General features: G+C 53.3%; 25 protein-coding genes, 3 tRNA genes and 1 pseudogene. 7 read left to right on the top strand and 22 right to left on the bottom strand.

The window, feature by feature from the left end:
* Nucleotides 1-16: 16 nt before the first annotated feature.
* From ACTQ1N_RS08140 to ACTQ1N_RS08100, 9 genes are all read right to left on the bottom strand, one after another.
* Complete coding sequence (locus ACTQ1N_RS08140) at nucleotides 17-421, bottom strand: YhfC family glutamic-type intramembrane protease (RefSeq protein WP_441956273.1); 405 nt, start codon at nucleotides 419-421, stop codon at nucleotides 17-19.
* Nucleotides 418-1,143, bottom strand: a complete 726-nt coding sequence (locus ACTQ1N_RS08135; protein WP_441956272.1) for a MerR family transcriptional regulator — start codon at nucleotides 1,141-1,143, stop codon at nucleotides 418-420. Before ACTQ1N_RS08135 ends, ACTQ1N_RS08140 begins: the two co-directional genes overlap by 4 nt.
* 97 nt (nucleotides 1,144-1,240) lie before the next feature.
* A complete protein-coding gene (gene rlmD / locus ACTQ1N_RS08130; RefSeq protein WP_441956271.1) occupies nucleotides 1,241-2,812 on the bottom strand; it encodes a 23S rRNA (uracil(1939)-C(5))-methyltransferase RlmD in 1,572 nt (523 codons plus the stop codon).
* A 151-nt stretch (nucleotides 2,813-2,963) separates the two neighbouring features.
* A complete protein-coding gene (locus ACTQ1N_RS08125) occupies nucleotides 2,964-3,233 on the bottom strand; it encodes a hypothetical protein (protein ID WP_154527499.1) in 270 nt (89 codons plus the stop codon).
* Nucleotides 3,234-3,336: 103 nt separating this feature from the next.
* Nucleotides 3,337-5,883, bottom strand: a complete 2,547-nt coding sequence (locus ACTQ1N_RS08120; protein WP_441956270.1) for an ATP-dependent helicase — start codon at nucleotides 5,881-5,883, stop codon at nucleotides 3,337-3,339.
* Between the two features lie 41 nt (nucleotides 5,884-5,924).
* A complete protein-coding gene (locus ACTQ1N_RS08115; RefSeq protein WP_205839857.1) occupies nucleotides 5,925-6,155 on the bottom strand; it encodes a hypothetical protein in 231 nt (76 codons plus the stop codon).
* Between the two features lie 113 nt (nucleotides 6,156-6,268).
* Entirely contained in the window at nucleotides 6,269-6,610 is a 342-nt protein-coding gene (locus ACTQ1N_RS08110; RefSeq protein ID WP_154527480.1) for a YerC/YecD family TrpR-related protein, read from the bottom strand.
* Between the two features lie 31 nt (nucleotides 6,611-6,641).
* Nucleotides 6,642-8,270, bottom strand: a complete 1,629-nt coding sequence (locus tag ACTQ1N_RS08105; RefSeq protein ID WP_441956269.1) for an SH3 domain-containing protein — start codon at nucleotides 8,268-8,270, stop codon at nucleotides 6,642-6,644.
* A 128-nt stretch (nucleotides 8,271-8,398) separates the two neighbouring features.
* Nucleotides 8,399-9,250: an SH3 domain-containing protein gene (locus ACTQ1N_RS08100; protein WP_441956268.1), complete on the bottom strand. Its 852-nt coding sequence runs from the start codon at nucleotides 9,248-9,250 to the stop codon at nucleotides 8,399-8,401.
* Nucleotides 9,251-9,547: 297 nt separating this feature from the next.
* On the opposite strand from ACTQ1N_RS08100, the gene lepB reads away from it, so the two are divergent.
* On the top strand, nucleotides 9,548-10,216 hold the full coding sequence (gene lepB, locus ACTQ1N_RS08095) for a signal peptidase I (RefSeq protein WP_441956267.1): 669 nt from the start codon (nucleotides 9,548-9,550) through the stop codon (nucleotides 10,214-10,216).
* A gap of 116 nt (nucleotides 10,217-10,332) precedes the next feature.
* Here lepB and ACTQ1N_RS08090 read toward each other — a convergent pair whose 3' ends face one another.
* The gene (locus ACTQ1N_RS08090; RefSeq protein ID WP_441956266.1) at nucleotides 10,333-11,754 is read right to left on the bottom strand and encodes a radical SAM protein; all 1,422 of its coding nucleotides are present in this window, start codon (nucleotides 11,752-11,754) and stop codon (nucleotides 10,333-10,335) included.
* 328 nt (nucleotides 11,755-12,082) lie between these two features.
* Between ACTQ1N_RS08090 and ACTQ1N_RS08085 the strand changes: the two genes are divergently transcribed.
* Entirely contained in the window at nucleotides 12,083-12,436 is a 354-nt protein-coding gene (locus tag ACTQ1N_RS08085) for a hypothetical protein (RefSeq protein ID WP_441956265.1), read from the top strand.
* 83 nt (nucleotides 12,437-12,519) lie between these two features.
* Nucleotides 12,520-13,137: a glycerol-3-phosphate acyltransferase gene (locus tag ACTQ1N_RS08080; RefSeq protein ID WP_441956264.1), complete on the top strand. Its 618-nt coding sequence runs from the start codon at nucleotides 12,520-12,522 to the stop codon at nucleotides 13,135-13,137.
* 108 nt (nucleotides 13,138-13,245) lie between these two features.
* Here the strand turns inward: ACTQ1N_RS08080 and ACTQ1N_RS08075 are convergent, their stop codons facing one another.
* Entirely contained in the window at nucleotides 13,246-15,186 is a 1,941-nt protein-coding gene (locus ACTQ1N_RS08075; protein WP_441956263.1) for a polysaccharide deacetylase family protein, read from the bottom strand.
* A 296-nt stretch (nucleotides 15,187-15,482) separates the two neighbouring features.
* Here ACTQ1N_RS08075 and ACTQ1N_RS08070 point away from each other — a divergent pair, with 296 nt between their 5' ends.
* The gene (locus tag ACTQ1N_RS08070) at nucleotides 15,483-16,445 is read left to right on the top strand and encodes an SH3 domain-containing protein (RefSeq protein WP_441956262.1); all 963 of its coding nucleotides are present in this window, start codon (nucleotides 15,483-15,485) and stop codon (nucleotides 16,443-16,445) included.
* Between the two features lie 103 nt (nucleotides 16,446-16,548).
* On the opposite strand, the gene ACTQ1N_RS08065 is transcribed toward ACTQ1N_RS08070, so the two are convergent.
* The 4 genes and pseudogenes from ACTQ1N_RS08065 to ACTQ1N_RS08050 all read right to left on the bottom strand — a co-directional run bounded on the left by ACTQ1N_RS08065 (nucleotide 16,549) and on the right by ACTQ1N_RS08050 (nucleotide 19,171).
* Nucleotides 16,549-17,766, bottom strand: coding sequence for an AI-2E family transporter (locus tag ACTQ1N_RS08065; protein WP_441956261.1), 1,218 nt, complete (start codon nucleotides 17,764-17,766; stop codon nucleotides 16,549-16,551).
* Nucleotides 17,767-17,778: 12 nt separating this feature from the next.
* Nucleotides 17,779-18,420 (bottom strand): AAA family ATPase, encoded by a 642-nt coding sequence (locus ACTQ1N_RS08060; RefSeq protein WP_154527488.1) that lies wholly within the window; start codon nucleotides 18,418-18,420, stop codon nucleotides 17,779-17,781.
* Nucleotides 18,421-18,527: 107 nt separating this feature from the next.
* Nucleotides 18,528-18,740, bottom strand: a pseudogene (locus tag ACTQ1N_RS08055) (heavy-metal-associated domain-containing protein); the annotation flags it as partial.
* Between the two features lie 104 nt (nucleotides 18,741-18,844).
* Nucleotides 18,845-19,171, bottom strand: a complete 327-nt coding sequence (locus ACTQ1N_RS08050; RefSeq protein WP_441956335.1) for a metal-sensing transcriptional repressor — start codon at nucleotides 19,169-19,171, stop codon at nucleotides 18,845-18,847.
* Between the two features lie 286 nt (nucleotides 19,172-19,457).
* Between ACTQ1N_RS08050 and ACTQ1N_RS08045 the strand changes: the two genes are divergently transcribed.
* The 3 genes from ACTQ1N_RS08045 to ACTQ1N_RS08035 all read left to right on the top strand — a co-directional run bounded on the left by ACTQ1N_RS08045 (nucleotide 19,458) and on the right by ACTQ1N_RS08035 (nucleotide 21,037).
* Nucleotides 19,458-19,943: a MarR family winged helix-turn-helix transcriptional regulator gene (locus ACTQ1N_RS08045; RefSeq protein ID WP_441956260.1), complete on the top strand. Its 486-nt coding sequence runs from the start codon at nucleotides 19,458-19,460 to the stop codon at nucleotides 19,941-19,943.
* A gap of 145 nt (nucleotides 19,944-20,088) precedes the next feature.
* On the top strand, nucleotides 20,089-20,448 hold the full coding sequence (locus ACTQ1N_RS08040) for a hypothetical protein (protein WP_441956259.1): 360 nt from the start codon (nucleotides 20,089-20,091) through the stop codon (nucleotides 20,446-20,448).
* Between the two features lie 31 nt (nucleotides 20,449-20,479).
* Nucleotides 20,480-21,037 carry a DNA-deoxyinosine glycosylase gene (locus tag ACTQ1N_RS08035; RefSeq protein WP_441956258.1) on the top strand — a complete coding sequence of 186 codons (558 nt, stop codon included), beginning with the start codon at nucleotides 20,480-20,482 and terminating at the stop codon, nucleotides 21,035-21,037.
* Here ACTQ1N_RS08035 and ACTQ1N_RS08030 read toward each other — a convergent pair.
* The 7 genes from ACTQ1N_RS08030 to ACTQ1N_RS08000 form a co-directional block, all read right to left on the bottom strand.
* Complete coding sequence (locus tag ACTQ1N_RS08030; protein WP_441956334.1) at nucleotides 21,006-21,689, bottom strand: endonuclease III domain-containing protein; 684 nt, start codon at nucleotides 21,687-21,689, stop codon at nucleotides 21,006-21,008. The two genes, ACTQ1N_RS08035 and ACTQ1N_RS08030, sit on opposite strands and share 32 nt — an antisense overlap.
* Before the next feature lie 179 nt (nucleotides 21,690-21,868).
* Nucleotides 21,869-22,918: an aldo/keto reductase gene (locus ACTQ1N_RS08025; RefSeq protein WP_441956257.1), complete on the bottom strand. Its 1,050-nt coding sequence runs from the start codon at nucleotides 22,916-22,918 to the stop codon at nucleotides 21,869-21,871.
* The gene (locus ACTQ1N_RS08020) at nucleotides 22,915-23,595 is read right to left on the bottom strand and encodes a TetR/AcrR family transcriptional regulator (protein WP_441956256.1); all 681 of its coding nucleotides are present in this window, start codon (nucleotides 23,593-23,595) and stop codon (nucleotides 22,915-22,917) included. Before ACTQ1N_RS08020 ends, ACTQ1N_RS08025 begins: the two co-directional genes overlap by 4 nt.
* Before the next feature lie 183 nt (nucleotides 23,596-23,778).
* Nucleotides 23,779-23,849 (bottom strand) — tRNA-Cys (locus ACTQ1N_RS08015).
* 7 nt (nucleotides 23,850-23,856) lie between these two features.
* A tRNA-Glu gene (locus ACTQ1N_RS08010) sits at nucleotides 23,857-23,928 on the bottom strand.
* Between the two features lie 18 nt (nucleotides 23,929-23,946).
* Nucleotides 23,947-24,018, bottom strand: a tRNA-Asn gene (locus ACTQ1N_RS08005).
* A 41-nt stretch (nucleotides 24,019-24,059) separates the two neighbouring features.
* The coding region (locus tag ACTQ1N_RS08000; RefSeq protein ID WP_441956255.1) for a hypothetical protein at nucleotides 24,060-24,248 on the bottom strand (189 nt) is incomplete at its 5' end.

Here is a 24,248-nt window from a genome sequence, read left to right as displayed (position 1 = left end):
GAGGGCAGTCCATATTTCAACTGCCCACAGAGGCAGAATGCCTCTCTGATACAGCGCCGGAAAGGTATCTGCCAGCATATGCAGCAGAATGGCCGCTGGCAGGCAGAAGGACCGTCAGGATCTCGATCCCACCGTGGCCGATTCCGTATATCACCGCATTTTCACGGGTACAGTACTTTTTCAGAATGTATTTCAGAATGATAAGCCGTCCGCATTCTTCGAAAATCCCTGCCATCGTGATCCCATAAAGGACGAAGGCGGCTGTGTTTCCGTTCATGAAGCGCGAAACAGGATTGTCTGCCACGATGCAGAAATAGTGTACGCCCACTTCCAGCATCCGGGCAGAAATGACAAAGCCGACAGCACCGGCAATAAGCCAGCTAATCTTTGTCTGTTCTTTATTATTCTCAAATACGCTCATGCGCCATCACCTCCCCAGACTTCCACACAGAAGCCTCTGTGACCGCAGGAAGTGCAGGTAAGCTTTCGGGCTGTGGGGGTATGATTTGCCCAGAAGGCTTCCTTCAGTGTGGGTTTAAATACCTCATGGCATTCCGGACAGATGTATTTCACATGTGCGAAATAGTATCGGCTGATCAGGATCCCCCAGGGGATCGCCACCAGGAGCCAGATAATGAACGGCCACCAGATACCTTTGACGATCCAGAAGATGATGGAAAAACACTGCAGCGCCGTGACCGGGAGCCCGGTCAGGAGCATCATCAGATGCAGTTTCTTCAGTTTTTTCTTGCCTTCCATAATGACGGCTATGTCACCGATCGTTTCGAGGGAGAATTCTGTTTTGCCTTTCAATCCGTTTTTCAGCTCACGGAGCTTCAGAAGCTTTTCCTCTTTATCAGTGATTTCATCTGAAAGAGCCTTCTCCTGCTGTTCTATCAGCAGGGAGATCACCTTTTCAGGATGCTCTTCCTTCAGGATCTGAGCAATCGCGCCGATGGGAAGATCCAGTTCACGCAAAAAGCAGATAATCTTCATGCGCTTCAGATCGTCTTCCGAGTAGAGCCGTCTCCCGCCTTCGGAAAGTTCGCTGGGAATCAGGATCCCTCTTGTATCATAGTACTGGACCGTCCGGACAGTGACGCTACAGAGCTTTGCAATCTCTCCTGTCGAGTATTTTGACATAGCCTTCGCCTCCTTTCGCCATGCATTATGCAACATGACGCAGCGTAACAAGCAATACCTTACGCAGGGAGATTTTTCAAAAAAAGACAGAGAACCATCAGATCATTTGAAAATGCCTGAACGCCTCTATGATCGCGTCTTCCTTTTCCTTCGGCGTCTCCGGCGACCGGCTGTCCTCACTCTCCGCCGCCGTCACATCCATCTCGTCCATATCGACCTTCACGCTGATGTGATTCTTTGTCTCAGAAAGTTTGGACAAAAGACATACCGTCTCGACATGCTCCGTGCCGGGGAAGAGGTCCACCCCGCACATCTTTTCAACTCTGTACCCTGCCATCTGCAGCGGCTGCAGGTCTCTTGCCAGACTCGTCGCCTTGCAGGAAATGTAGACAATCCGTCTGACACCGAACGCTATGATCTTGGGCATCGCCTTCGGATTGATCCCTTCTCTGGGCGGATCAAGCACAATCAGATCAGGCTTTTCCGGAAGCTCATCCACCACTTTCAGGACATCGCCGCAGATGAAATCGCAGTTGTCAAGCCCATTCAGCCTTGCACTTTCCCTCGCACTCTCCACTGCCTCCGGGACAATCTCCACTCCGGTCACATGGCTCGCAGCCGGTGCCAGTACCTGCGCAATGGTTCCGGTTCCGCTGTAAAGATCAAAGACCGTCTTTCCAGTTGTATCGCCAATATACGATCTGACCGTCTCATACAGCACTTCCGCCCCGCGGGAGTTTGTCTGAAAGAATGAGAATGGTGTAATCCGGAAGTTCAGCCCAAGAAGGTTTTCCGTGATAACGGCGCTGCCGTACAGTACCTCTGTCCCGCCGTCATTGATCGCATCCGCCACGCTGTCGTTTACCGTATGCAGGATGCCGGCGATCTTCCCTTCGACTGGAAGCGCACGCAGACGATCCGTGAGCCGGTTCAAATCCGCCTCAGCCTGCGAGGTTGTGACAAGATCAACGAGAATCTCCCCTGTATTCGCTGTCCGTCTCACCAGGAGATGTCTGAAATAACCCTGGTGGGTTACTCTGTGAAAATGAGGCAGCCTGGTTTCTCTCGCCCACTCCAGAACACACTTCAGAATCAGATGAAAGTCCGGATCAACAATCCGGCAATCATCTGTCGTCAGGATGTCATAGAAGCTTCCCTTCACATGCAGTCCCAGCTGAAGCTCGCCGCCCTTCTCAAGGTCTCCGAATGAGAATTCCATCTTGTTGCGGTATGCCGGGAAATCAGGACTGGCCTTGACACCCTGAAACCAGACCGGCCGGCCTCCCTTCTGGCAGGAGACGGCAGCAGCATCCGTCTGACCGTCCGCCCCGGAACCGGGCGCCTCTTGCTTCACGACCGGCTCAAACAGTCTGATCAGCTGATCTTCCTTCAGTTTGAGCTGATCCTGATAAGACAGGGTTCTGTAGCTGCATCCACCGCACCTTCCAAAATGCGGACAGTCCGATACAATCTCGTTCCCCGCACGTTTCATCACATCCAGCAGCATTCCCTCGCAGCGGTGTGAATTCTTTTTTGTTATCCGAAAGCGGACCGTCTGACCCGGGAGCGCGTCCTTCACGCGTACCTCGTGCTCCCCTTCCAGCACAATCCCTCTGCCCGGATATTCTGTCCGCAGAACCTCGCCCTCGTATACCTCACCCTTCTTCACAATATCCTCCCTCGCACACCGGACAGACTGACCGCCTGCCCTGCACCTGCAGAACGGCCTCCCGGTCTCCCTCCCGAAAAACAAGAGGGGCTGCCGCCCGCGGCAGTCCCTCTTCTATACCAGGTTCTTATCTACTCAAAACCGGCCCGGTTTACTCGTCCTTCTTCTCCTCGGACTCCTTCTTTTCGTCTTCCTTGCCGTCCTTTGCCTGCTCTTCATCATCGAAGAAATCGTCAAAGTCATCGTCGAAATCATCGTCGAAGTCTTCCAGATAATCCGGTGTCAGATAACGATATACTGCATAGGCAACCGCTGCAATTGCTGCGATTGCGCCAACCACTGCAAGCACCCAGAGCACCGCGTTCTTATGGTTCTCATTGTCACGATCCTTCAGCGCCTTAATCAACTCGTCTTTTTTCATGTTCGGAGCCCGTCCTTTCGTGTATTCCCTACAGGCCATCTGGCGCCTGCAGCCTTCGTTTTTTCGAGTATAGCACACACTTCCGTTATTTGCCACCATTCGTTTACAGCTTCTTCAGTTTTGCAAAGCCCGCAAGCATCTTCTTGACGCCGAACCGGTCAAACTCGACGGTCACTTCCTTGTCGCGCGTGCCGTCCGCGATTTTCCGGACGGTTCCTTCCCCGAACTTGATGTGCTGTACCCGGTCACCTTCCTGATAATCAAGATCCGCCGTTCTCTGCAGATTACTGCCCTTGAGAGCGCTCAGATCCACCTTCCCGAACGTTACGCTGCCCTGCCCTTTTGCAGATGATCCGGCAGCGCGCAGGCCGGTTCCGGCAAATGAACCTGTCTCTGCCCCTTTGCTGCTGCCCGTGCGCTGACTACTCCCGCGCATGTAGAAGGGCTTTGCCCGGAATTCCTCGTGCTCACGCTTCCGCTCCGCCTGTGCCTTCGACAGCATGTGGTAGGAATCATTTTCTTTCTGTCCGCCTGCCGCCTGTCTGTTCCGGTTGTCATCAAGCAGTTCCTCGGGGATCTCATCAATAAAACGAGAAATCCGATACCACTCTGTCTGCCCGCGCAGCATCCTCGCCTTGGCTGAAGTCAGCGTCAGCCGTTTCTTTGCACGTGTAATGCCGACATAGCACAGCCTTCTCTCCTCTTCCAGGTCCTCCTTCTCGCCGCTGGAAATCGAATGGTAGCTGGGGAACAGGCCGTCATCCATGCCGGCAAGATATACGTTATCGAACTCAAGCCCTTTTGCGGCATGAAGGGTCATCAGCACCACCTTGTCGGCATCATCCGCAAGACTGTCGATATCTGCGACAAGTGCAACCTGCTCAAGAAAGTCCTGCAGAGCCGGGAGACCGGTGCGCATCTGTCCCGTACGCAGCTTTGACCCGGACTGAACACTGCTTTCGCCGTCCCCGGTCTCTTCAGCCGCTCCTGCTGCATCTGTCTGTCCGTCTGCCTCTGTTTCCATACCTGCATCCTCTGCAGAGTTTGTTCCCATTGCGCCGTCGGCTTCCGGATCCGCCGCCTGGTCAAACTGGGCAGCCTTGCTGATCAACTCGTCAATGTTCGCAATCCGGTCAAGGGCTTCATCAGTACGTTCCGCTTCCAGCTCCTCGACATACCCCGTCTCCTTGACGACCATTTTCAGGATCTCGGCAACATTCTTTCCGGCGCTCTGACTCCGCAGCCTCTCAATCAGACGAACGAATTCCGTAATCTTCGAGGCACTTCTCCCAAGCCCGGGCACAGCAGCGGCGTGGCCCGCTGCCTCCAGGAAGCTAGTCTCGCAGGATGCCGCATAGTCCGCCATCCGCAGGACAGTGGTCTCACCGATTCCCCGCTTCGGCGTATTAATAATCCGCCTGACAGAGAGATCATCTGTTCCGTTCGCCATCGTACGCAGATAGGCCAGGATATCCTTGATTTCCTTACGTGCGTAGAAATTCACGCCGCCGATGATGGAATAGGGCACATTTTCCATCAGAAGCTGCTCTTCAAGTGCGCGGGACTGGGCATTTGTCCGGTACAGGATGGCACACTGCCCATAGTTGAAGCTGCCCTTTCTTTTGAGCCGTGCGATATCATCGACGATGTAGTATGCCTCCTGCTGCGCCGTATCAAACCGCTTCAGCGTGACCTTTCCGCCCTGCCCATTCTGCGTCCAGAGTGTCTTCCGCATCCGTCCCTGGTTGTTCGCGATCACTGCGTTTGCCGCGTCCAGGATGGTCTGCGTTGACCGGTAATTCTGCTCCAGACGGATGACCTTCGCATCAGTAAAAATCTTCTCAAAATTCAGGATATTTCCGATATCGGCGCCCCGGAAACGATAGATCGACTGGTCGTCATCTCCGACGACGCAGAGGTTGCGGTACTTCTGCGCGATCAGGGAGACGAAGACAAACTGCGCCTTATTCGTATCCTGGTACTCGTCGACCAGCAGATACCGGAACCTTTCCTGGTAATAAAGCAGTACTTCCGGATCCGCCTGAAACAGCCGGACCGTGAGCCCGATCAGATCATCAAAGTCGAGCGCATTGTTGTTTTTCAGCCGCCTCTGATATTCGGCGTAAACGCCGGCAATGGTTACAGCCTCCTGATCATTTCCCGCCCACGCCGCATAATCTGCCGGATAGATCAGCTCATCCTTTGCCGCCGAGATGCGCGACAGAATCATTCGTTCCTTGAAAATCTTCGTATCGACGTTCTGGTCCCGGCAGATCTCCCGCATCAAGGACTTCGAATCATCCGAGTCGTAGATCACAAAGTGGTTATCATAGCCGATCCGGTCAATGAACCGGCGCAGGATCCGGACGCAGGTCGAGTGAAATGTCGCAACGTTGATGGCTTCCGCTCCGAAGCCGACCATCCTGTTGACCCGTTCTCTCATCTCCCCTGCAGCCTTGTTTGTAAATGTAATCGCGCAGATATTCCAGGGCTTGACCTGTTTCTCCGCGATCAGCCAGGCAATCCTGCTCGTCACAACTCTGGTCTTGCCAGAGCCTGCTCCTGCAAGAATCAGCAGCGGCCCGTCTCCTGCCGTCACAGCTTCAAGCTGCTGTGGATTCAGGCTGCCTGTTATCTGCTCCTGGTTCATATGTCTCTCCTCCAATATTCGTCCCGCTGCGGCTGTTACGCTCACTCATCAAATTCACAGGTAACCGTATATCCGCTCTCGTCTTCCCGGACGGATACCACTGTCCCGTCAAACACCTTGAGCCGCTCTCTCATTCCATAGTTGGCGCTCATCGCAACCGCGGGTTCGATCGTGTAATACCAGGTTTCCGGAAGCTGACCTTCCGTCACATGAATTTTGTCTCCCGGCTTCACAAGATTCTCCCGCTCCATCTTGAATTCCATCTGACGCATGTTGCATCCGCCTCCCATATATGCATGCAGATTGTTATCATCCTGTCTTCTGTCAGGTCAAAAGAAACCGGCGGCTTTCACCGCCGGTCTGATCTTTTTCACTTGCACTCCGTTCATCTTCCTTCGGTTTTCCTGCCGGATTCCTTCTTCTCCTGCTCCTTCTTTCCGGTGATCCCCATCCGGCTCAGAACAACCTCATAGCCATCCGCTCCATAGACAAGAGAGCGGTTCACCCGGCTGACCGTCGCCGTAGAGGCCCCTGTCTCATCTGCGATCTCCGCATATGTCTTGTCTTCCGTCAGCATCTTCGCAACCTCAAACCGCTGAGAAAGTGCCTGAAGCTCATTGACTGTACAGACATCCTCCAGAAACTTGTACGTTTCCTCCCGGGTCTTCAGTGTCAGTATGGCGTCGCAGAGATCATCCACTGCCGGCGTTCTGACCGGTTTACTCATAATCCTCGTCTCCTTCTGCTGCTCCCCTGCCTTACTCGCCTGTCACGGATGTCGCGTACTTCGTCCCGTCCGAGGCGGTCTGGGAATTGTCAACGGATGCCGATATGTGCAATCCGGAGTAAAGTCCGTCAGCCGTTGTAATGTCTGCATCCCCTGTATAAATCGTATAGGTTTTGCCATCGTCTCCGGCGACTGTCACGCTATTCGCAGAGGACGAAGTCACCGTCCCGGTTATGGTGGATACACCGCTTGTCTGCGTCCCGCTTCCGGAACCGCCGCCTGAACTGCCTGTGCTGCCTGAACTGCTGCCTGTACTGGTCCCGTTTCCGTTCCCTGTACTTCCGGTACTGCCTGTGGAGCTGCTGCCGGAAGCGCCGCTTCCTGCCGGCGCCTTGGAAGACAGATACGACTTGGAGATATACCCCTTACCGGAGCCGGTCGAGACAATATACCAGTTGTCTGTCTCGCCGATGACTGTCACGGCGCTTCCCGCTCCCAGTGTCGCCAGCACGCCGGAGCCTGTCCCCGGATTCGCCCGCACATTCACACCATCTGTCGTATACAGCGTTGAAGCGCTGGAATAATTGGAGGCGCTGGCAATCTCCGCAGCCGAAGCTGAATCCGAAGTGGAGTTCGCCGCAGAAGTCGTGGAAGGTGTCGTCGTCTGCGTGCTTGTCAGAAAATCCTTTCTGATGTAACCGGTCACCCCATTCACGCTCACCTGGTACCAGCCGCTGGTTTCTCCCGTGACCGTGACCTTTCCTCCTGCCGCGAGCGTTCCGACAATGTCCGCATCTGTCCCCGGCCCTGAGCGGATATTCACCACATCACTGTCAGCCAAGTACATGGTCGTCTGCTGTGCATACGTTGAAAGGGTCGAATTCTCACCTGATGCTGTCGGAGAAGCCGTCTGCGCCGTTGTCTGCTTTGTTTCGGCAGACGCGGTCTCGGACTCTCCTGTCATCGCATCCGTCACAGCCTTCAGCTCCTCATCCTTCAGCACGGAGAAGCTGTATACAGAATCTTCCACTGCCTTCAGCAGGGTGGTATTGTTATCTGTAATGGTGCCTGTGATGACGTAGGCCTGGTCGGGTGCCACAATCCCATAGGTGACGGCATAGGCCCACATTCTGGCGTCCGCATTATACCGGACGACATAGCGGTAGACATTCACACTGCCGACCGTCTTTGTCTCATAGCTTTCAATATTGAAGGCGCTGGCTTCTGAATACTGGCTCAGAAGAGCCGCCTGGAGGTTCTCCTTCGTCGTCTGGACAGTCAGTGTCTTCATCGCCGCCTCTGTGCTGGCATGAACGATGTTGATCATCGCGTCATTCCCGGATGAGAAAACCCGCATCTCATCCGCATCCTGTGTCACCTTCCAGGTATTATCCGGCAGTGTGATCTTTACTGTCCCATCCTTCGACGTATAGTCAACGGACGTGATCAGCTTCTGTGTCTCCGGTGTCGTTTCTGCCTCTGTCTCCGACTCAATGATCACACGAACAACCTTCGCCTGCTCGCTCGAGGCTGCCGTCTTCTCACTGTCGGCACTTCCTGTACTCCCACCGATCCTGGCTTTGCCACATCCGGAAAGCATCACCGCAGCAAAGAGCACACAGGATAATCCGGCATACGCCGCCCTGCTTCTCTTACTCAAGTTGTTTTCCTCCATATCGAATCTATTTCGCAAATCATTCTTTCGATATTTTATCACGCGCCATATGCCTCATCAAGAAAAAAGAAAGCGGCATAAACAGCCGCTTTCCCTCCTGTGTGCAGCGCTTCTCAGCCAACCAGGTTCTTATTCACATAACCTGTGACGCCATTGTACTCAACCTGATACCAGCCATCCGCATCGCCGGTGACCGTCACCTTCTCGCCTGCGCTGACCGTTCCGACAACATCGGATGTCTGGGATGCGTCAGCCCGGATATTCGCATCTGATGCCATCGTGACCGTATTGCCGCCAGATGACTGACTGGAAGAAGGCGATACGTTCTGCGCGGAGCCGGTGTCCGTATTCTGTGCTGTCCCGTCTGCCGGGGCGGTTGTCTCTCCCGCTCCGCCTGCCGCCGCAGCCCGCTCCTCGTCCGTCTTCGGCTGTACCTCTGTCTCAGACAGAAACTCCTTCGAGACAAAGCCTGTGTACTCCTGCGGATTTCCGTCATTATCCGTATACGGAATGGACACCTCATACCAGCCCGGCGTCTCTCCGATGACGGTTGCCGTCTGTCCCTGATCGAAGCTGTAGGAGATGTTCTCCTCCTCTGTTGTCGGCGTATCACGGACGTTCACATCATCCTTTGCCCACATCGTCTTTGACTCTGTGTACTTTGTCTCCTGTGCCATCTCCTGCTCCTTCGTAAGCGGCGCAGAAGTCTGCGGCTGTGTCTCTGACTGCGGAGCCGGTGTCTCAGTCTGAGGCGCCTGCGTCTCGGTCTGCGGTGCCTGTGTCTGCGGTTCACTCTCCGTTTGAGGCGCTTCCGTGATCTTTTCCGTCACACGAATGACCGGCGCCTGTGTTTCCTTTGTTGTGGACGCTGTTCCTGTTCGAGCCTGTCCGCAGCCGGTCAGTGCTGCTGCAGCCAGGATTGCCGCAACTGCTGCAAGCATGATCTTCCTGATATTGTTCTTCATTCGTCTATCCCCCTTACATCTGAATCCCTTTATATTATAACCCCATCGATGTCCATCTATCTGTCAGGAACTTCAAGTGAGTCTTATCATACCATCTGAAGCGGTTAAAAACAAGCCGTCGATCCCCTTAAGAATACCTTAAGCCATGATTGCGCAGGGGCGCGTGTCCGGATATTTGCTGTGCCGTTGGACGATCCGCGCTGTGGGTGATATACTAGGTCTGTTTCTGTTCAGGATTTCGCCGATGTTTTTCACAGTGAAGGCAAGATCATATTCATGAAAAGAAGGGGTTTCCACATGCCGAAGAGCACGGACAAAAACCAGAAATCAGCCGGAGGGCCTTCCGGCGGGAAAGGGGAGCAGTCGATGCTGAAGGAAGTCCTCAGCTGGGTCGAGGTGATTGTCATTGCTGTCGCCCTTGCTTTCTTCATCGACAATGTCATCATCATCAATGCGACCGTCCCGAGCGGCTCGATGGAAAAAACCATCATGACCCACTCGCGGGTCCTCGGAACGCGTTTTGCATACTGGAAGAGCAGTCCGAAGCGGGGAGACATCGTTGTCTTCCGCTACCCGATTGATGACGCCCTTGGGAAAAATACGCACTATATCAAGCGCATCATCGGACTTCCCGGAGAGAAGGTTGAGATCAGGGAAGGGGCCGTCTACATCGACGGAAAAAAGCTGGAGGAGTCCTATATCAACGGTACCTGGACTGTCGAGAACGACGGCTTCACATTCGAGGTTCCGGAGGGAGAATATCTGATGCTTGGGGATAACCGGAACAATTCCAACGATGCCCGCTACTGGCCGTCGCTTGCGATTCGGGAAGGACTTGCCGCGAATGAGAAGGAAGCCATGCAGTTTGCCTTTGTCCCGAAGAATAAAATCCTCGGCAAGGCGTATATCTGCTACTGGCCGTTCAGCGATTTCGGTTCTCTGTATTCGGAAAATCGCGGTAAATGAAGATACCAGATACCCGTTACCAGCTATGAAAAGGGCTCCGGTGCTGCAGTTGTGCAGCACCGGAGCCCTTTTCTGTCTGATCCCTTCAGGAATCTTGTCCCTTCACAGCTTACTTCTTACTTCACAGCCTGCATGGAACCCTCTTCCTTGCCGTCGCTTCTGGTGAAGTGCTTCTCCTCCCACTGCTTCTCGGCAACAGGCGCCCACTTCTTTGCATAGTCCTCGCACTTGTCGCAGAGCGCATCGACATCCTCCGGTGCTTCCATATCGGTGGACTTTGCGCCGCTGGCCTTGACCATCGCACGCAGCTTCTCCGGATTCTCAAGCATCGGACACGGCTGCAGATAGTTGTGGTTGAACGGCTGATTCTTCCTGTACTCCATGAACAGCGGCTGCTGAAGCGCCTCAAGCAGCGTCTGATTCTTGATGTTTGCAGAAGAGTAGTGGATGAAGACACACGGCTCCACATCCCCGTTCGGGTTAATGTGCAGGTAATACTTTCCGCCTGCGATGCAGCCATGGATATATTCACCGTCATTCTGGAAATCGATTGCCATGATCGGCTTTCCGGTATGGTAACCGCGGATCCAGCGGACTCTCTGAATCATGTACTCGCGCTCTTCCGGTGTCAGGAGAAGATCCGTGCTTGCTCCGCATCCGACCGGCATGTAATGGAAGTACCAGAGCATCTTGCAGCCCTTCTCGATCAGCATATCCAGGAACTCGTCGCTGGTGACGACCTTGTAGTTGACGGATGTGTAGCAGATGGATGCCCCGAACAGGCACTTGTACTCCTTCATCAGGTCCATCGCATGCATGATCTTGTCGAAGGTTCCCTTGCCGCGGCGGCTGTCGTTCGCCTCCTCAAAGCCCTCGATGGAGATGTTGGGGCTGACATTGCCGACACGAACCATCTCCTTGCAGAACTCCTCATCGATCAGTGTTCCGTTTGTGTAGAACAGGAAATAGCAGTCCTGGAATTCCTCCGCAAGACGGATAATGTCCTTCTTGCGCATCATCGGCTCCCCGCCGGTCATGACATAAGCATGGATGCCCAGCTCACGTCCCTGCTTTACGATGCTCTCAAGCTCCTCATATGTCAGCGCAAGCGTATGACCATATTCTGCCGCCCAGCAGCCGGTGCAGCGGAGATTGCATGCGGAAGTCGGATCCATCAGGATGACCCACGGTACATTGCAGTTGTACTTCTCTGCCATCTGGCGGGTCTGCTTATAACCACGGATACCTGCCTCATAGCCGACATTCACCGCCAGCGCCTTCATCTGCTTCGGTGAAATATCATCGAACAGACCGCTGATATACTTGTACCACTTTGTGTCGGTGGTCGCGATGGCATCGCGCATTCTGTCATAAGCCGCCGGATCCCAGGTGTCCCCGATGAACTTCTGGGCAAGATCGATGAACTGCATCATCGCCTTCTGTCTGTCCTTGTTCGTATGCTTGATCGCAGCATCTACAAGAAGCTCGACACCCTTACGCTCTGCCTTGTGCGCAAATGAATCTGGATTGTAAGCCACTTCTATATCCTCCCATATCTTTGCATTGCATATTCACGCTGCAGTCTCCATATCAGGACCTGCATAGTGACTGATACTGCCTTGAAGTGTACATCCTGCGTCTTTTCCGTGGCAAGCGACAATGTCTCTCTTTTGTCAATCATCCGGGAGGCTTCCTGTTTTCCCGCATCTCTACAGATGCCTGAGCAGATGGCTGAACGGCTGTCAGACGCCCGGGGCTGCAGTTGCCCCCTCCACCGCGCTCAGGTATAATGTACCCGAATAAGCAGATTCGGCAGAGCCGGACAGGATAAGGCACGTACAGCAGGTTTAAAAGAGGTACAGAATCATGGCAATGATGGATCAGATCAGATCAGATATGAAAAAGGTACACCTGGCATATGCGCCAACACAGCAGGATGCCGACACCTGGATCAGTTTGCTTGAGAAGTCGGGAATCCATGCAGAAAAGGGCAGCGGGATCCGGGATCTGTACGCAATCGGCAGCCCGGTTGGCATTGAAATTCTTGTTTCCGAGGAGGATGCTCCGGAAGCGCAGGAACTTCTGAAGACACAGGCCCATCTGCCTGATTCTTCCGGGGCGGCTCCCAATGCAGCGGGAAAGACTCTGAGGTGGGTTGCTGTCAGCGTCATTGCCATCGCAGCGCTGCTCTTCGTCCGGGTCCTGGTTCTGCGGCAGTAAGGCTCCAGTGCGATACCGCCGCAGCACATGACCCGGTCTTCCCGTTCCCTGACTACTTTTCAATATGAATCCGGAGGTTCCATATGGCAGCAAAACTGATCAGTCTCCTGATCGGCTATCTTTTCGGTACGATTCTGACAGCCGATCTGGTGGTTCGCAAAGAAACTGGGAAAAATGTCTTTGAGGTTGGTTCCGGGAATCCCGGTATGGCCAATGTCATGCGGCAGTTTGGTTTCAAGGCCGGTGCCCTCGTTCTTTCAGGAGACCTTCTGAAGACGATTGCCGCTGTCCTCGTCACCATGCTGCTGTTCCAGAAAGGAGCTCCGATTCTCCGGCTGTATACGGTCCTCGGATGCACGGCCGGTCATAACTGGCCGCTCTGGCACCGTTTTCGCGGCGGAAAGGGTGTCGCCACAACCTGCATGGGGATCTTCCTGTATGCCCCGCTCCTCGGGCTGATCTCCGATGCTGTCGGGATGTTCGTCGTCTTTTCCACCGGCTACCTCCCTGTGGGCGCTGTTGTGATCACCACTCTCTTTGCTGTCCTGGCATTCCTGTTCAAGGGTCCGGAAGCCGGCGTGCTTGCTCTGGTGCTTGCTGCCATTATGTTTGACAGGCATCTCCCCGGACTGATCCGGGTTGCAAGGGGCGAGGAAAAGCGCAACGCCCAGTATTTCAAGAAGCATTCTGAAAAAACATGATCCTGTCAGGGGCCAGACATTGTCTCTGCCGCAGTCTGAGAAAATTCTGAAAAAGGGAGAGTCGGCCGTCCCAATCCGGACGACCGGCTCTCCCTTTTCATCTTCGTTTCAGGACTGTCCATTTGCCACAACCGGCGTCGGGCGCTGGTCGTTAAAAATCCCGGATGTGTCAATCAGCTTGCTGAGCGAGGTGTCCTGCCCGTTCTTGCACAGCCACAGCCGGTATCCGTCGACATCGATTCTGCCCTGCCGTACATACTTGTCTGTTATCTGCACCCAGTGCGGAACCGACCCGTCTACGTTGCAGTAGAAGTGATATCCGGCGCTGTTGTAGTACGCGTATTTATCATTATCGTCGGAATAGCCGGTCCAGTCACCGATATCATTGCCATGTGCAAAGATGATCGTATCGGTTTTTCCGACAATCGGCTCGACAGTCGCAACCCATCGTTCATTGTCCGTCTTCAGCTGTTCGGCTGTCTTGTCCGTGACAGACAGATGTCCCCATGTGTGGGACGCAAACTCCCAGCCTTCATCCTTCAGCGCCTGTGCAATCACCTTCGCATCTGCCACATCCTGATCGAAATTGTATTCCGGATGCGCCTGAAGCCACTTGGCCTGGTCATCCTCCAGATGCTCCTTCTTTACATAGTCGGTATCTGTCCGGTAGCCAAAGACGCCGTTATATCCGGTCATCGCCATGATGCCCCTTGCTCCCTTGTAGCAGCCGTCCGGATGCTGCGCCAGAAATGTGTTGAGCCTCGGCACGACATCATAATCCCCGACAGACTCCTGCCCGTTTGCGTCAACATAGTGGCACTTGACCTGTCCGTTCTCATCCAGGACAAGCTTGTCCGGGAACCCTGCAGGCTCATAGGAATGGTAGTAGCTGCAGTCGTCGACGGAAAGGACAATCGGCTTCTTCCCCGGCGGAAGCATCAGGCTGGTGTTGGGCGTAAAGTGCGGCGTGCCGTCCGCGTCCGTCGTCTCCACAACCAGGTCGCGCAGCCGTACATAGACATAGCCCGCATCGTACAACCGTTGTGTCACCTGATCAAACTCGTCGGTTGTCACCATCCAGGCATTGAAGCCGTCCGCCTGAGACTGTCCCAGCACGCTTGCGTTGAACGCTCTGGACGGATCATTGACCAGCGAATGATAGAAAATGTGCGGCACCGTCGTCACGTCCGCTGCCACACAGCTGGCCTTTGTCGTCTGATACTGAGAAATCGCGTCCGTGATGGTCTGGTCATTCTGATAGTCAGGAATGCTCTGAAGGAGGCTGATGGCGCTGTCGTAGTCGTACTGCTCCGCCATCAGCTGCGCCTTCGCAATCGTGTCTGCATTGGCTCCTGAGGCAGCTGCCTGCGCTGTCTCAGGCGTCTCCGTCGTCTGGACAGGCGCGGCCTCCGTCTCCTTTGCCTCCGTTTCCAGGCTCAGCTGCGGTGCCTGCGTTTCCTTCACAGCCACACTGCTGCCGTCTGTATCTGCTTTACCGCTTCCGGTTTTTCTGTCTAAAAATGATAGCGCCGCCGGCACTGTGTCCGGTCTGCTCCCCAGGAACGACGGCCAGGGCAGATCACTGTCCTGCGGAACAAGCACCCTTGCATAGGTGAAGCAGGCAAGAAGGGCGATCAGAACAATCACTGCTGTGATAAACAGATTGCGCGTCCTGCGCTCTCTTCTTCTTCGCTGCGCCCGGCGCGACATCGCATCATCAATCCGCGCATCAATCTCCGGATCGTCCTCATCGATCAGTCCCCCGGGAGCGCCCTGCATCCTGGCTCCGGCCATTCCGCTGTCCTGCGCCTGCCAGCCCTGCGTCCCCCCGGAACGGGACCCTGATTCTGCATTCCGCACCGGGTCCTCTTTTCTGCTGCGGCCTTTCTGGTTCTGCTGACTTTCCCGGAACGCTCTCATCTCCTCCGGGTCGATATCCGCGCTGTAATACTTCTCCTCCTCCTCGGTGATCAGATCGTCATCCAGATATCCGTCAAAACTCTGATCGACCAGATGCTCACCTGACTGTCCTGTCTTCTTATCCGACATCTTTCCTCCCAAATTGTTCTTTCTCCATGCCCCAGCATGTTCGTGTGATCGAATTAGTTATGAAGCAGCGAACCCGTACGTCATCAAAATTAAATACAAACCGGTACTGATTTATTCTAGCATATCCGTCTTATACGGGGCAAATCTGTCCCTTATATCTCTCCGATCATTTCTGCGTCAATTCTGCAACAAATCTGGACTTTCTGCCTGTCAGATCGCGGCTTGAAAGAATACGCTAAATCGTCTAAAATGACGGTTATCTATGGCAGCAAGAATGAATCAGGAGGGTTCACCACATGAGCAACAAACACACAAACAAGTCCCAGGGAGACAGCTCCTTCCGTGAATGGCTGTCGGATAATCTCCGGTATCTTGTTCTGATCATAGCCGCGCTTCTGATCGTCGTCGTCATCGTCATGGTCACAACTCTCGTCGGGCAGTACCGGAACAAAAAGCCTGCCAAATCCGGGCAGAATCCGGCCTCCGATATCGTCATCATGTCTGAGTCCATAACAGAAGCGTCGGCACAGTCCGGATCTGAAAAAGCGGCGCAGAAGGCGACCGAAAAGGCCACAGAGCGTCAGACAGAAAAGGGGACAGAAAAAGCCACCGAGAAAACGACCGAAAAGGTGACCGAAAAAACAGGCACAAAATCCACTGAAAAAACGGCTGCAAAAGCGGCGCAATCCGCCGCTTCGTCCGGTTCAAAGGCCGGCGCTTCCACCGTATCAGGCATCGGAACAGCAGATCTTGACAGTGCCACATCGAAAAGCACCACAAAGGAAACAACCGCTCCTTCTGTAAAGACCAGTTATCTTGCCGGCGGTTCTTCCTCTGTGAAGGGGAATGCCTCCTCCGTCACGAATATGGATACTGGTTCCTCCGTTGGAAACTATACAGCTCCGGCAGTCAGTGCCTCCAGCTCAGCATCCGGCTCGTCTGCAGATACCGGTTCTTCATCCGGAAGTTCCGATCAGATCGTCATTCTTCCGGGAAGCTCCGCTTCTCAGGAGGGCGGCGATGAGAACGGTGCGGACGAAGCACAGCCGGAGCAGCCGGTTCAGCAGGAAACTTCCGCTCCCTCGACGGCAACAATCACAAGTGCCTGCTACATCCGGAGCGAGCCTGGCTACGGTGACAATATCATCGGTTCCCTGTACGGCGGTGAATCTGTCAATTACTACGGCATCGTCGAAGGCTGGGCAAAGATTGAGACCGGCGGTGTTACCGGATACATCGGGCCGAAGTTCATCGGATGAATCCAACATCCGGAATATCAAAAAGGATCCGTCTTGCCGGCGGATCCTTTTTCGTGCCCTTTTCAATCCCGGATTGACCGGTCCTCTCTGTCTGTCAGCTCATTCAATCCTTTCCTGACCGTTCCGTCTGACCTTTCTGCCTCTCCCGGGCCGACACCTCGGCTCTCTCCTTCTTCTCCTGATCCCTCTTTGTCCTCCTGGCTTCCAGTTTCGGGAGAATGCCATCTTTATAGATATAGTCGATGATTGCTGCAAATGGAATAGACAGCAGCACGCCGACCGCTCCGAACATTCTTCCGAACACAATGATTGAAATCAGGATTCCGATCGAAGGAACCCCGAGCGTATTGCCAAACAGCTTCGGCTTGATGACATAACCGTCAACCGTCTGCAGCGCGATCGTAAAGATTAAAAACACCAGCGCATACCACGGATTAATCAGAACCAGAATACCCGCCCCGATCACGGCCCCCAGAATCGGACCGAAGGTCGGCGCCAGGTTCGTGATGCCGACAACAACGGAGATCAGGGGGATATACGGATAACCGACAACCAGCATAAACGCTGCATTCGCAATTCCGATAATAAAGCCATCCAGAAGATCGCAGAGAATGAAGCGGATCATGATTTCATTGCATCTTCCCAGAAAATGATTGCTTTTCTGATATCCGCTGTCACTGACGATTGCCTTCCACAGCCGGTGCGCCCCTTTCCGGATTCTGACCTTGTCCATCAGGAAGTAAATTGCGATGATGACCGCGATCACGCCGTCAAACACATTCTTTCCATAGGTGATTGTCGTATTCAGAATCCCGTCTACACTCTTCGGAAGCCGGCTCGTAATCAGCTGAACCGCATTGGTCCCGACAGATGTATACTGCGAGATGTCAACGTTGTGCGATGAAGCCCAGTCGTTGAGCTGCTGCATCAGGCCACTAAAGGCCGAGCTGTACGAATCCAGATTGGATATAAACAGGCGCACGCTCGAAATGAGCTGGGGGATCAGCGCGACCAGAATCAGAACGATAAACAGGACGATGCTGAAAAATGTAAGCAGGACGCCCAGTCCTCTCCGGACAGTGTCCTGCCTGACCTTTCTGAATACCTTCTGTTCAAAAAAAACAACCAGCGGGTCTGTCACATATGCAATGATCAGCCCGATGAGGACGGGCTTGACAAAGCCGATCAGATCGCCGATCCCTCTTCCGATCATCCTGAGATTGGAGAGGAACAGAAACAGTACCACTGCGGCGCAGGCAGCGAAGGTCATCGCTGCCCACGGCTGCTGAAGTGCTTTTTTAAAGCGTTCTCTTTTGTTCATTCGAAAATTGTCTCACAGGTTCGGATTCTCATAATCCGGGAACCGGACTCTGATATAATCTTTGATCGCCTGCTCCGTTCCCTCGAAGCCAAGCTTCCCGCTGTTGATGCATAGATCATAGTTGCGGACGTCATTCCAGTCGTGCCCGGTATAGTACTTCGTGTAATCCGCCCGATACTTATTAATCTCGTCCACATATTTCATCGTCGTACGGCCGCCGTTTGCCCCGCGCAACTTTGCCTGCTGCAGACAGTATGCCGGAGATGCATAGACGAATACGCTCATGACATTCTCCCTGTCTTTCAGGATGTAGTCTGCACAGCGCCCAATGATTACACAGGATTCCTCCTGGGCAAGTCCCTCAATCACCTTTGCCTGATAGTTAAACAGGTTGCGGTTGGAAAGGAAATCTCTCCCTTCCGGCGGGATCAGCTCGCCATGGTATTCTCTCCTCATAATCCGGAACAGCTGCGTTCCCCGGAGCTTCTCGTCCGCATTCGCAAACAATGCCTCATTGATCCCAGAATCTTCTGAGGCAAGCCGAAGAATCTCCTTGTCATAGTAGCCGATCCCGAGATCCTTTGCCAGCATCTGTCCGACTGTCCGGCCGCCGCTTCCATAGTAGCGCGCAATGGTAATGACGATGTTCTTCATATATGGATTCACCCCTTTCTGAAGACAGAAAGTGCCTGTGCGGCTCTTTGCTTTGTACAAAAAAAGTATAGCACAGGCACTGATTTCTGTCGATTGTCAGTCTGCCCTCAGGAGATGATTCCGGTCACCTTATAGTCTTTATCTTCGACTGCCTTCCTCAAAGCGGCATCGTCAACATCTGCGTCAAGGCTGACAACTGCCTCCCCTTTCTCATGGGAGACCTCCGCGCTGCTGACACCCTCAAGCTTCTCCAGCGCTTTCTTCACAGTCATCTCACAGTGTCCGCACATCATTCCCTCGATCTTCAGTGTTTTTGTCATCACATATCCTCCTCTCGATGTTCCGTGCTCATACATACAGCAGGCTTCCATATGATTCTTATCCATATGATTCTGGGCGGCTGGAAATCCAGACTGAAAAAGCTTCATTTCATCAGTTTCTGAAGCAGTCTGACCAGCTCATCGATCGTTGCGTCATCCCCTGCCCGGATATCCTCGGCGACACAGGTCCTGATATGGGACGCCAGCAGCTCTTTGTTAAATGCATTCATAGCCGCAGTGACGGCAGATGACTGAACCAGAATGTCCGGACAGTAGGCGCCTCCTTCAACCATGCTTCGGATGCCGCGGATCTGTCCCTCTATCCGTGAGAGACGGTTGGTCAGTGACCGGATTTCCTCCGGTGACCGTTTTTTATACCTTCCGCTCCCACAACAACATTGAACATCCTCCGGCTTCTTCTGCTCCTGCATCTGTTCCATATGCAGTACCTCCTCGTTTTCTCTTCTCCCGATTCTTTTCCCGATCGATCGTCTGCCTGAATCTGTCAGGCCCTGCTTTAATACCCTTCCTGGGTATATTGCCTGCAACTGCTACTATATACCCATCTGGGGTATCTGTCAACGATATGCCATCTTCCTGCAGACGCAAGCATCTTTTTATTGACACTTCGTGGGTTTTCAGATAAAATGCATAAATAGATTGTGCTCAATAAAATTGATTGGTCACATCAACATCCGTTCAACAGGAGATGAAAACATGGATATTTGTTATGACATGCTCCGTCTGAAAAACCAGCTGTGTTTCCCGCTGTATGCCTGCAGCCGTGAGATTGTAAAAAAGTACAAGCCCTTTCTGGACGAACTCGACCTGACGTACACTCAGTACATCACGATGATGGTGATGTGGGAGCGCAGACAGCTTTCTGTCAAGGAGCTGGGCGAATGTCTCTTCCTTGATTCCGGGACGCTGACCCCGCTGTTAAAGAAGCTTGAACAGAAGGGATGGGTCACGCGGAAAAGAGCCCACAAGGATGAACGTGTCCTGATTGTCACGTTGACAGAGGAAGGCGAACGGCTCCAGGAACGCGCAAAAACCATCCCGGAGAAGATGTCCCGCTGCGTCAATAACTTGACGCCTGAAGAATCCGACGAGCTCTACCGGCTGCTCTACAAACTGCTTGGCTGCGGCTGCACGCATGAGCAGGAATCGGCTGCGGGGTCTGATTCCCCCCTTTCGGAATGACAATTCTACGAATCATTTCGAAGCTTTTACCAGAGTCTTACACAGTTTACAGAATGACTATTGCGCCCTCCCAGCGTGCATGATATGATGAATACAGAAAATGAATTTGTTTAGACATGCATTCATTTTCAAAGGAGGGATTATCATGAAGGGACTGAAACTCTGGGCAGGCATCGCTGGAATCGTGATTGCTTCCTACATTCTGGTTGTATCGGGATATGAGGCTGCATGGAATGTGCTGACAACGAGCGGCCATTTTAATGGCATAATCGGTATCGTGATAGCAGGCCTTCTTCTGGCGGGCAGCATCGTCAGAGTTGCGATGCACAGTTCGGAAGATGATTCCGGCTCGATTGTCTCGCTTGTGCTCTTCGCCGTTGCGACAGCACTTGCGTTCTTCATCTCCCCGCTCTATCATTACATGAGGGGATGGGCAATCATCTGCCTGGTCATGGCCATCATCTCGGTGGCAGCCATCATGATCAGAGACAGAAAGCATTCATAAGACAATAAAAAGCCCATCCGGAGGCATCCGCATGGCAGACTATCAGACATTGAAACACACATTCGGACCCCTGTATGACAGAGACAGCAGACTCCTCATACTGGGGTCTTTTCCTTCTGTGAAAAGCAGGGAAGCAGGCTTTTTCTACGGTCATCCGCAAAACCGATTCTGGAAGGTGATCGCGGCGCTGACCTCCTCCGACGTTCCGACAACCATAGATGAAAAAAAGTGCCTCCTTCACGATTCTCACATTGCGCTGTGGGACACAATCTGGCAGTGCGACATCATCGGCTCCAGTGACAGCTCGATCCGGAATGTCATTCCGACCGATCTGTCGCAGATTCTGAAGGAGGCTGACATCCGCCAGATCTTCTGCAACGGCGCCACAAGCGCCCGTCTTTTCAAGCGCTACCAGGAGCCGGTTCTTGGAAGAAGCGCAATCCGGCTGCCCTCTACAAGCCCCGCCAATGCCGCCTGTTCACTTGATCGTCTTATCCGGGAATGGGAGCCCGTCCGCACTGTCCTTTCCGGCGGGCAGACTGAAGGCGGCAATGCCTTCAGCGCTTTGAAGCCGGTATCGGGAATGTAAATGCGCTTCTGCAGATATCAGACAGACAGCAGCGTCCGCAGAACGGGCTGGTACGCGCTGTACAGACCTCTCTTCCGTGAAGCACAAACCGGTGGCAGAGGAGATTTCCTTCCTCCGGAGGTATGATTTTCCAAAGCGCCATCTCCACACGCTTCGGATCCTTCAGGTTGTCGACAAGTCCGATCCGGTTGGATAACCGAATGCAGTGTGTGTCCGTCACAATGGCCGGTTTTCCGAACACGTCCCCCAGCACAAGGTTTGCGCTCTTGCGTCCGACACCAGGAAGCCGCAGCAGCTCCTCCATCGTATCCGGAACCCTCCCGCCGTATTCCGTCACCAGCATCCTCATACACCCACTGATATCCCGGGCTTTGCTTCTCCCAAGGCCGCATGGACGGACAATCTCCTCGATCTCCTCCGGTGATGCCTTTGCAAGCGCTTCCGGAGTTGGATACCTTGCGTACAGATCCTTTACGACCACGTTGACTCTGGCATCCGTACACTGTGCTGCAAGCCTGACGCTGACAAGCAGTTTCCAGGCATCATCATAATCCAGTGTGCAGTCTGCATCCGGATATGCCTGACGCAGCCGTTCAATCACCTCGAGCGCCAGTCTTCTTTTCCCCTCAAGATTTTCGTCGATTTCTGTCATATCCTTTTTCTGCATCTCTGTCCCGCTCTCAGCCTGCCCGCCGTTCTCCCCCGGAATCCCGCCGTTCATCCTGGCAGACCCAAAGTCCCTCACAGCAGCATTCAGCATGTGCGCAGCCCTCCTCTTTCCGCTCCCTGTTTCCGCTCCTGCAGGCAGCTCAAATCAGTCTCATCTTCGGCTTACGAGACGCTTACTTTGCCTGCAAGCACCTCCTGGTAATCCTTCAGATTCGCCCGTAACAGATTCGGGATATCCAGCTCATACGGGCAGCGGGTCGTACAGACTCTGCAGTCCACGCACTCGTTAATTTTCTCCATTTCCGCCTGCCAGTGCGGCGTCAGCCATGCCTGTGACGGCGCGCGCCTGAGCATCAGACTCATTCTATTGCACTGGTTGATCGTAATTCCTACCGTACAGGGCATACAGTACCCGCATCCGCGGCAAAAATTACCGGCAAGCTCCCGCTTTTCATCCTGAATGTAAGCTTCAAGCTCTGGCGTCATCTCCGGTGTTCTGTCCATGTAGGCGAGCCACTCCTTCAGCTCGCTCATCCGCTGAATTCCCCAGATCGGCAGCGCATTGTCATATTGTGCCATGAATGCCATCGCGGCCTCACTTCGGTTGATCAGTCCGCCGGCGAGTCCCTTCATACAGATAAAGCCCATCCCGCTTTTCCGGACCTGTCTGTAAAGTTCCATCTCCTTCTCTGTCGCAAGGTAGCTGAATGGGTACTGGATTGTCTCATAGAGACCGGACTGTACAATCTCCACCGCAACCCCTAACTTATGCGTTGTGGCGCCGATATGACGGATCTTCCCCTCCGCCTTCGCTTCCAGCATGCATTCGTACATTCCGGTACCGTCCCCAGGTTTCCAGCATGTGTCCATCTGATGAAACTGATACACATCAATATAGCCGCAGTTCATCATCCGGAGAGAGGTCTCAAGATCATGCTGAAACTCCCGGGGAGTCTGGGCATGTGTCTTCGACGCAATGAAAATGTGCTCTCTTCCAGTCTTGAAGAGGCCGCCCTCCCTGCCAAAAGCATATCCGATTTTCTCTTCCGAGTCACTGTATGCCCTTGCAGTGTCAAAGTACCGCATCCCGCCTTCGTAGGCGCACTGAAGGAGGTGTGCGGCCTCCTCCTTTGAAACTCTCTGGATTGGCAATGCTGCGAATGCATTCTGCGGGACTGTGATCCCGGTCCTGCCAAGCGTAATGGTCCTCATGCTTCAAATTCCTCCTCTGCAGACCGTCTGTTCCTGTTGGGGTTGATAAAAATAGCGCTTCCCAGCAGATCCCGGATAAGTGCCTTTGCATCCCGCCGGGTTTTCATCATATCAGTTCCATCCGTGCGGGAGAACACATACCCCCACATTCCCATTGCAATAAATGAATTGACCTGCTGAATCGGGTATTGCGTCCAAAAGCGTTCTTCCTGCAGATCATCCAGAATCTCACTTTCCCTTTCCATCTTTTCCAGGCACTTGATAATGAACTGATAGAGTTCATACATCATTCCGGAGTTTCCAATCATCTTCGCCGTCAGAAAGCTTTGGCTTCCAAGCACATCGATGATTACGTCTGTGTAAGCCTCCATCCAGCACAGGAAACAGTTCAGCCTTGGCGGAAGATCCGTTTCTGAATCCTCTGAAATCTGCGGCAGTCTTCCCCGGATAGTCTCTCCTTCTTTCCGCATCCTGCTCATAACCTCATCCTGCAGATCCTGAAAACAATCTTTCATAAGCTCATTCTTATCGGAATAATACTTATAGAATGTCAGCCGTCCGGTTCTTGCATGCTCACAGATCTCAGTCACCGTGATCTCCTCAAACGAATGGTCCTCAAGAAGGTTAAGCAAGGCATTCTTCAGGCCCTTCCGGGTCTTCATGATTCTTTTATCCATCGCACATCCCCCTTTCGTCCGGCAGAAGCGCACTGGAGCAATCAGTTTCCGCACAGTTTCTGTCCTATATTGTATCTTACATTGCTTTACTTGATGAAACAAGTCGGCATGTTAGATTCTTGATCAGGAAGGGAGGGGTGATTCTATTAAAAAAACCCCCACTCACAAAGAGTGGAGGTTTCAAGGCGTCAACCAGAATCGAACTGGTGATAGAGGTGTTGCAGACCTTTGCCTTACCGCTTGGCTATGACGCCTTATCAGTGACCCCTACGGGATTTGAACCCATGTTATCGCCGTGAAAGGGCGGTGTCTTAACCGCTTGACCAAGGGGCCAGATCCTTCAAGGATAAACTCCCCAAGTAGGGCTCGAACCTACAACCCTTCGGTTAACAGCCGAATGCTCTACCATTGAGCTATTGAGGAAAACTGCACAACACTTATTATGTCACAAGAGAAGTCATAATTCAACAGGATTTTTTATCCTGCCGCTTCCATATCGCTTCCGCCTGCTTTTCATACCGTGCTGTGTGATCCGCACCTTCAAAACCGCACACAAAATCGTTACCCTGACATTTCCCTTTTTCTATCCGTTTTCCAAACTCACTTACCATTGTGCCTTTTGGATAAGCCTGCGACCGATTAGTAACAGTCAG

The sequence above is a fragment of the Porcincola sp. LCP21S3_C12 genome (assembly GCF_052118625.1).
Lineage (GTDB): Bacteria > Bacillota > Clostridia > Lachnospirales > Lachnospiraceae > Porcincola.
Note: the sequence above shows the minus strand (reverse complement) of the source record. Positions and strands in the feature narration are given on the sequence as shown.

What these genes read in the sequence shown, in the direction of transcription:
- ACTQ1N_RS08020 (WP_441956256.1), bottom strand. Translation starts at nt 23,595, where the DNA reads ATGGATAAAAGAATCATGAAGACCCGGAAGGGCCTGAAGAATGCCTTG.
- ACTQ1N_RS08085 (WP_441956265.1), top strand. Translation starts at nt 12,083, where the DNA reads ATGGCAATGATGGATCAGATCAGATCAGATATGAAAAAGGTACACCTG.
- ACTQ1N_RS08110 (WP_154527480.1), bottom strand. Translation starts at nt 6,610, where the DNA reads ATGAGTAAACCGGTCAGAACGCCGGCAGTGGATGATCTCTGCGACGCC.
- ACTQ1N_RS08140 (WP_441956273.1), bottom strand. Translation starts at nt 421, where the DNA reads ATGAGCGTATTTGAGAATAATAAAGAACAGACAAAGATTAGCTGGCTT.
- ACTQ1N_RS08100 (WP_441956268.1), bottom strand. Translation starts at nt 9,250, where the DNA reads ATGAAGAACAATATCAGGAAGATCATGCTTGCAGCAGTTGCGGCAATC.
- ACTQ1N_RS08080 (WP_441956264.1), top strand. Translation starts at nt 12,520, where the DNA reads ATGGCAGCAAAACTGATCAGTCTCCTGATCGGCTATCTTTTCGGTACG.
- ACTQ1N_RS08135 (WP_441956272.1), bottom strand. Translation starts at nt 1,143, where the DNA reads ATGTCAAAATACTCGACAGGAGAGATTGCAAAGCTCTGTAGCGTCACT.
- ACTQ1N_RS08070 (WP_441956262.1), top strand. Translation starts at nt 15,483, where the DNA reads ATGAGCAACAAACACACAAACAAGTCCCAGGGAGACAGCTCCTTCCGT.
- ACTQ1N_RS08115 (WP_205839857.1), bottom strand. Translation starts at nt 6,155, where the DNA reads ATGCGTCAGATGGAATTCAAGATGGAGCGGGAGAATCTTGTGAAGCCG.
- ACTQ1N_RS08125 (WP_154527499.1), bottom strand. Translation starts at nt 3,233, where the DNA reads ATGAAAAAAGACGAGTTGATTAAGGCGCTGAAGGATCGTGACAATGAG.
- ACTQ1N_RS08040 (WP_441956259.1), top strand. Translation starts at nt 20,089, where the DNA reads ATGAAGGGACTGAAACTCTGGGCAGGCATCGCTGGAATCGTGATTGCT.
- ACTQ1N_RS08030 (WP_441956334.1), bottom strand. Translation starts at nt 21,689, where the DNA reads ATGACAGAAATCGACGAAAATCTTGAGGGGAAAAGAAGACTGGCGCTC.
- ACTQ1N_RS08120 (WP_441956270.1), bottom strand. Translation starts at nt 5,883, where the DNA reads ATGAACCAGGAGCAGATAACAGGCAGCCTGAATCCACAGCAGCTTGAA.
- ACTQ1N_RS08045 (WP_441956260.1), top strand. Translation starts at nt 19,458, where the DNA reads ATGGATATTTGTTATGACATGCTCCGTCTGAAAAACCAGCTGTGTTTC.
- ACTQ1N_RS08050 (WP_441956335.1), bottom strand. Translation starts at nt 19,171, where the DNA reads ATGCAGGAGCAGAAGAAGCCGGAGGATGTTCAATGTTGTTGTGGGAGC.
- ACTQ1N_RS08035 (WP_441956258.1), top strand. Translation starts at nt 20,480, where the DNA reads ATGGCAGACTATCAGACATTGAAACACACATTCGGACCCCTGTATGAC.
- lepB (WP_441956267.1), top strand. Translation starts at nt 9,548, where the DNA reads ATGCCGAAGAGCACGGACAAAAACCAGAAATCAGCCGGAGGGCCTTCC.
- ACTQ1N_RS08075 (WP_441956263.1), bottom strand. Translation starts at nt 15,186, where the DNA reads ATGTCGGATAAGAAGACAGGACAGTCAGGTGAGCATCTGGTCGATCAG.
- ACTQ1N_RS08060 (WP_154527488.1), bottom strand. Translation starts at nt 18,420, where the DNA reads ATGAAGAACATCGTCATTACCATTGCGCGCTACTATGGAAGCGGCGGC.
- ACTQ1N_RS08025 (WP_441956257.1), bottom strand. Translation starts at nt 22,918, where the DNA reads ATGAGGACCATTACGCTTGGCAGGACCGGGATCACAGTCCCGCAGAAT.
- ACTQ1N_RS08065 (WP_441956261.1), bottom strand. Translation starts at nt 17,766, where the DNA reads ATGAACAAAAGAGAACGCTTTAAAAAAGCACTTCAGCAGCCGTGGGCA.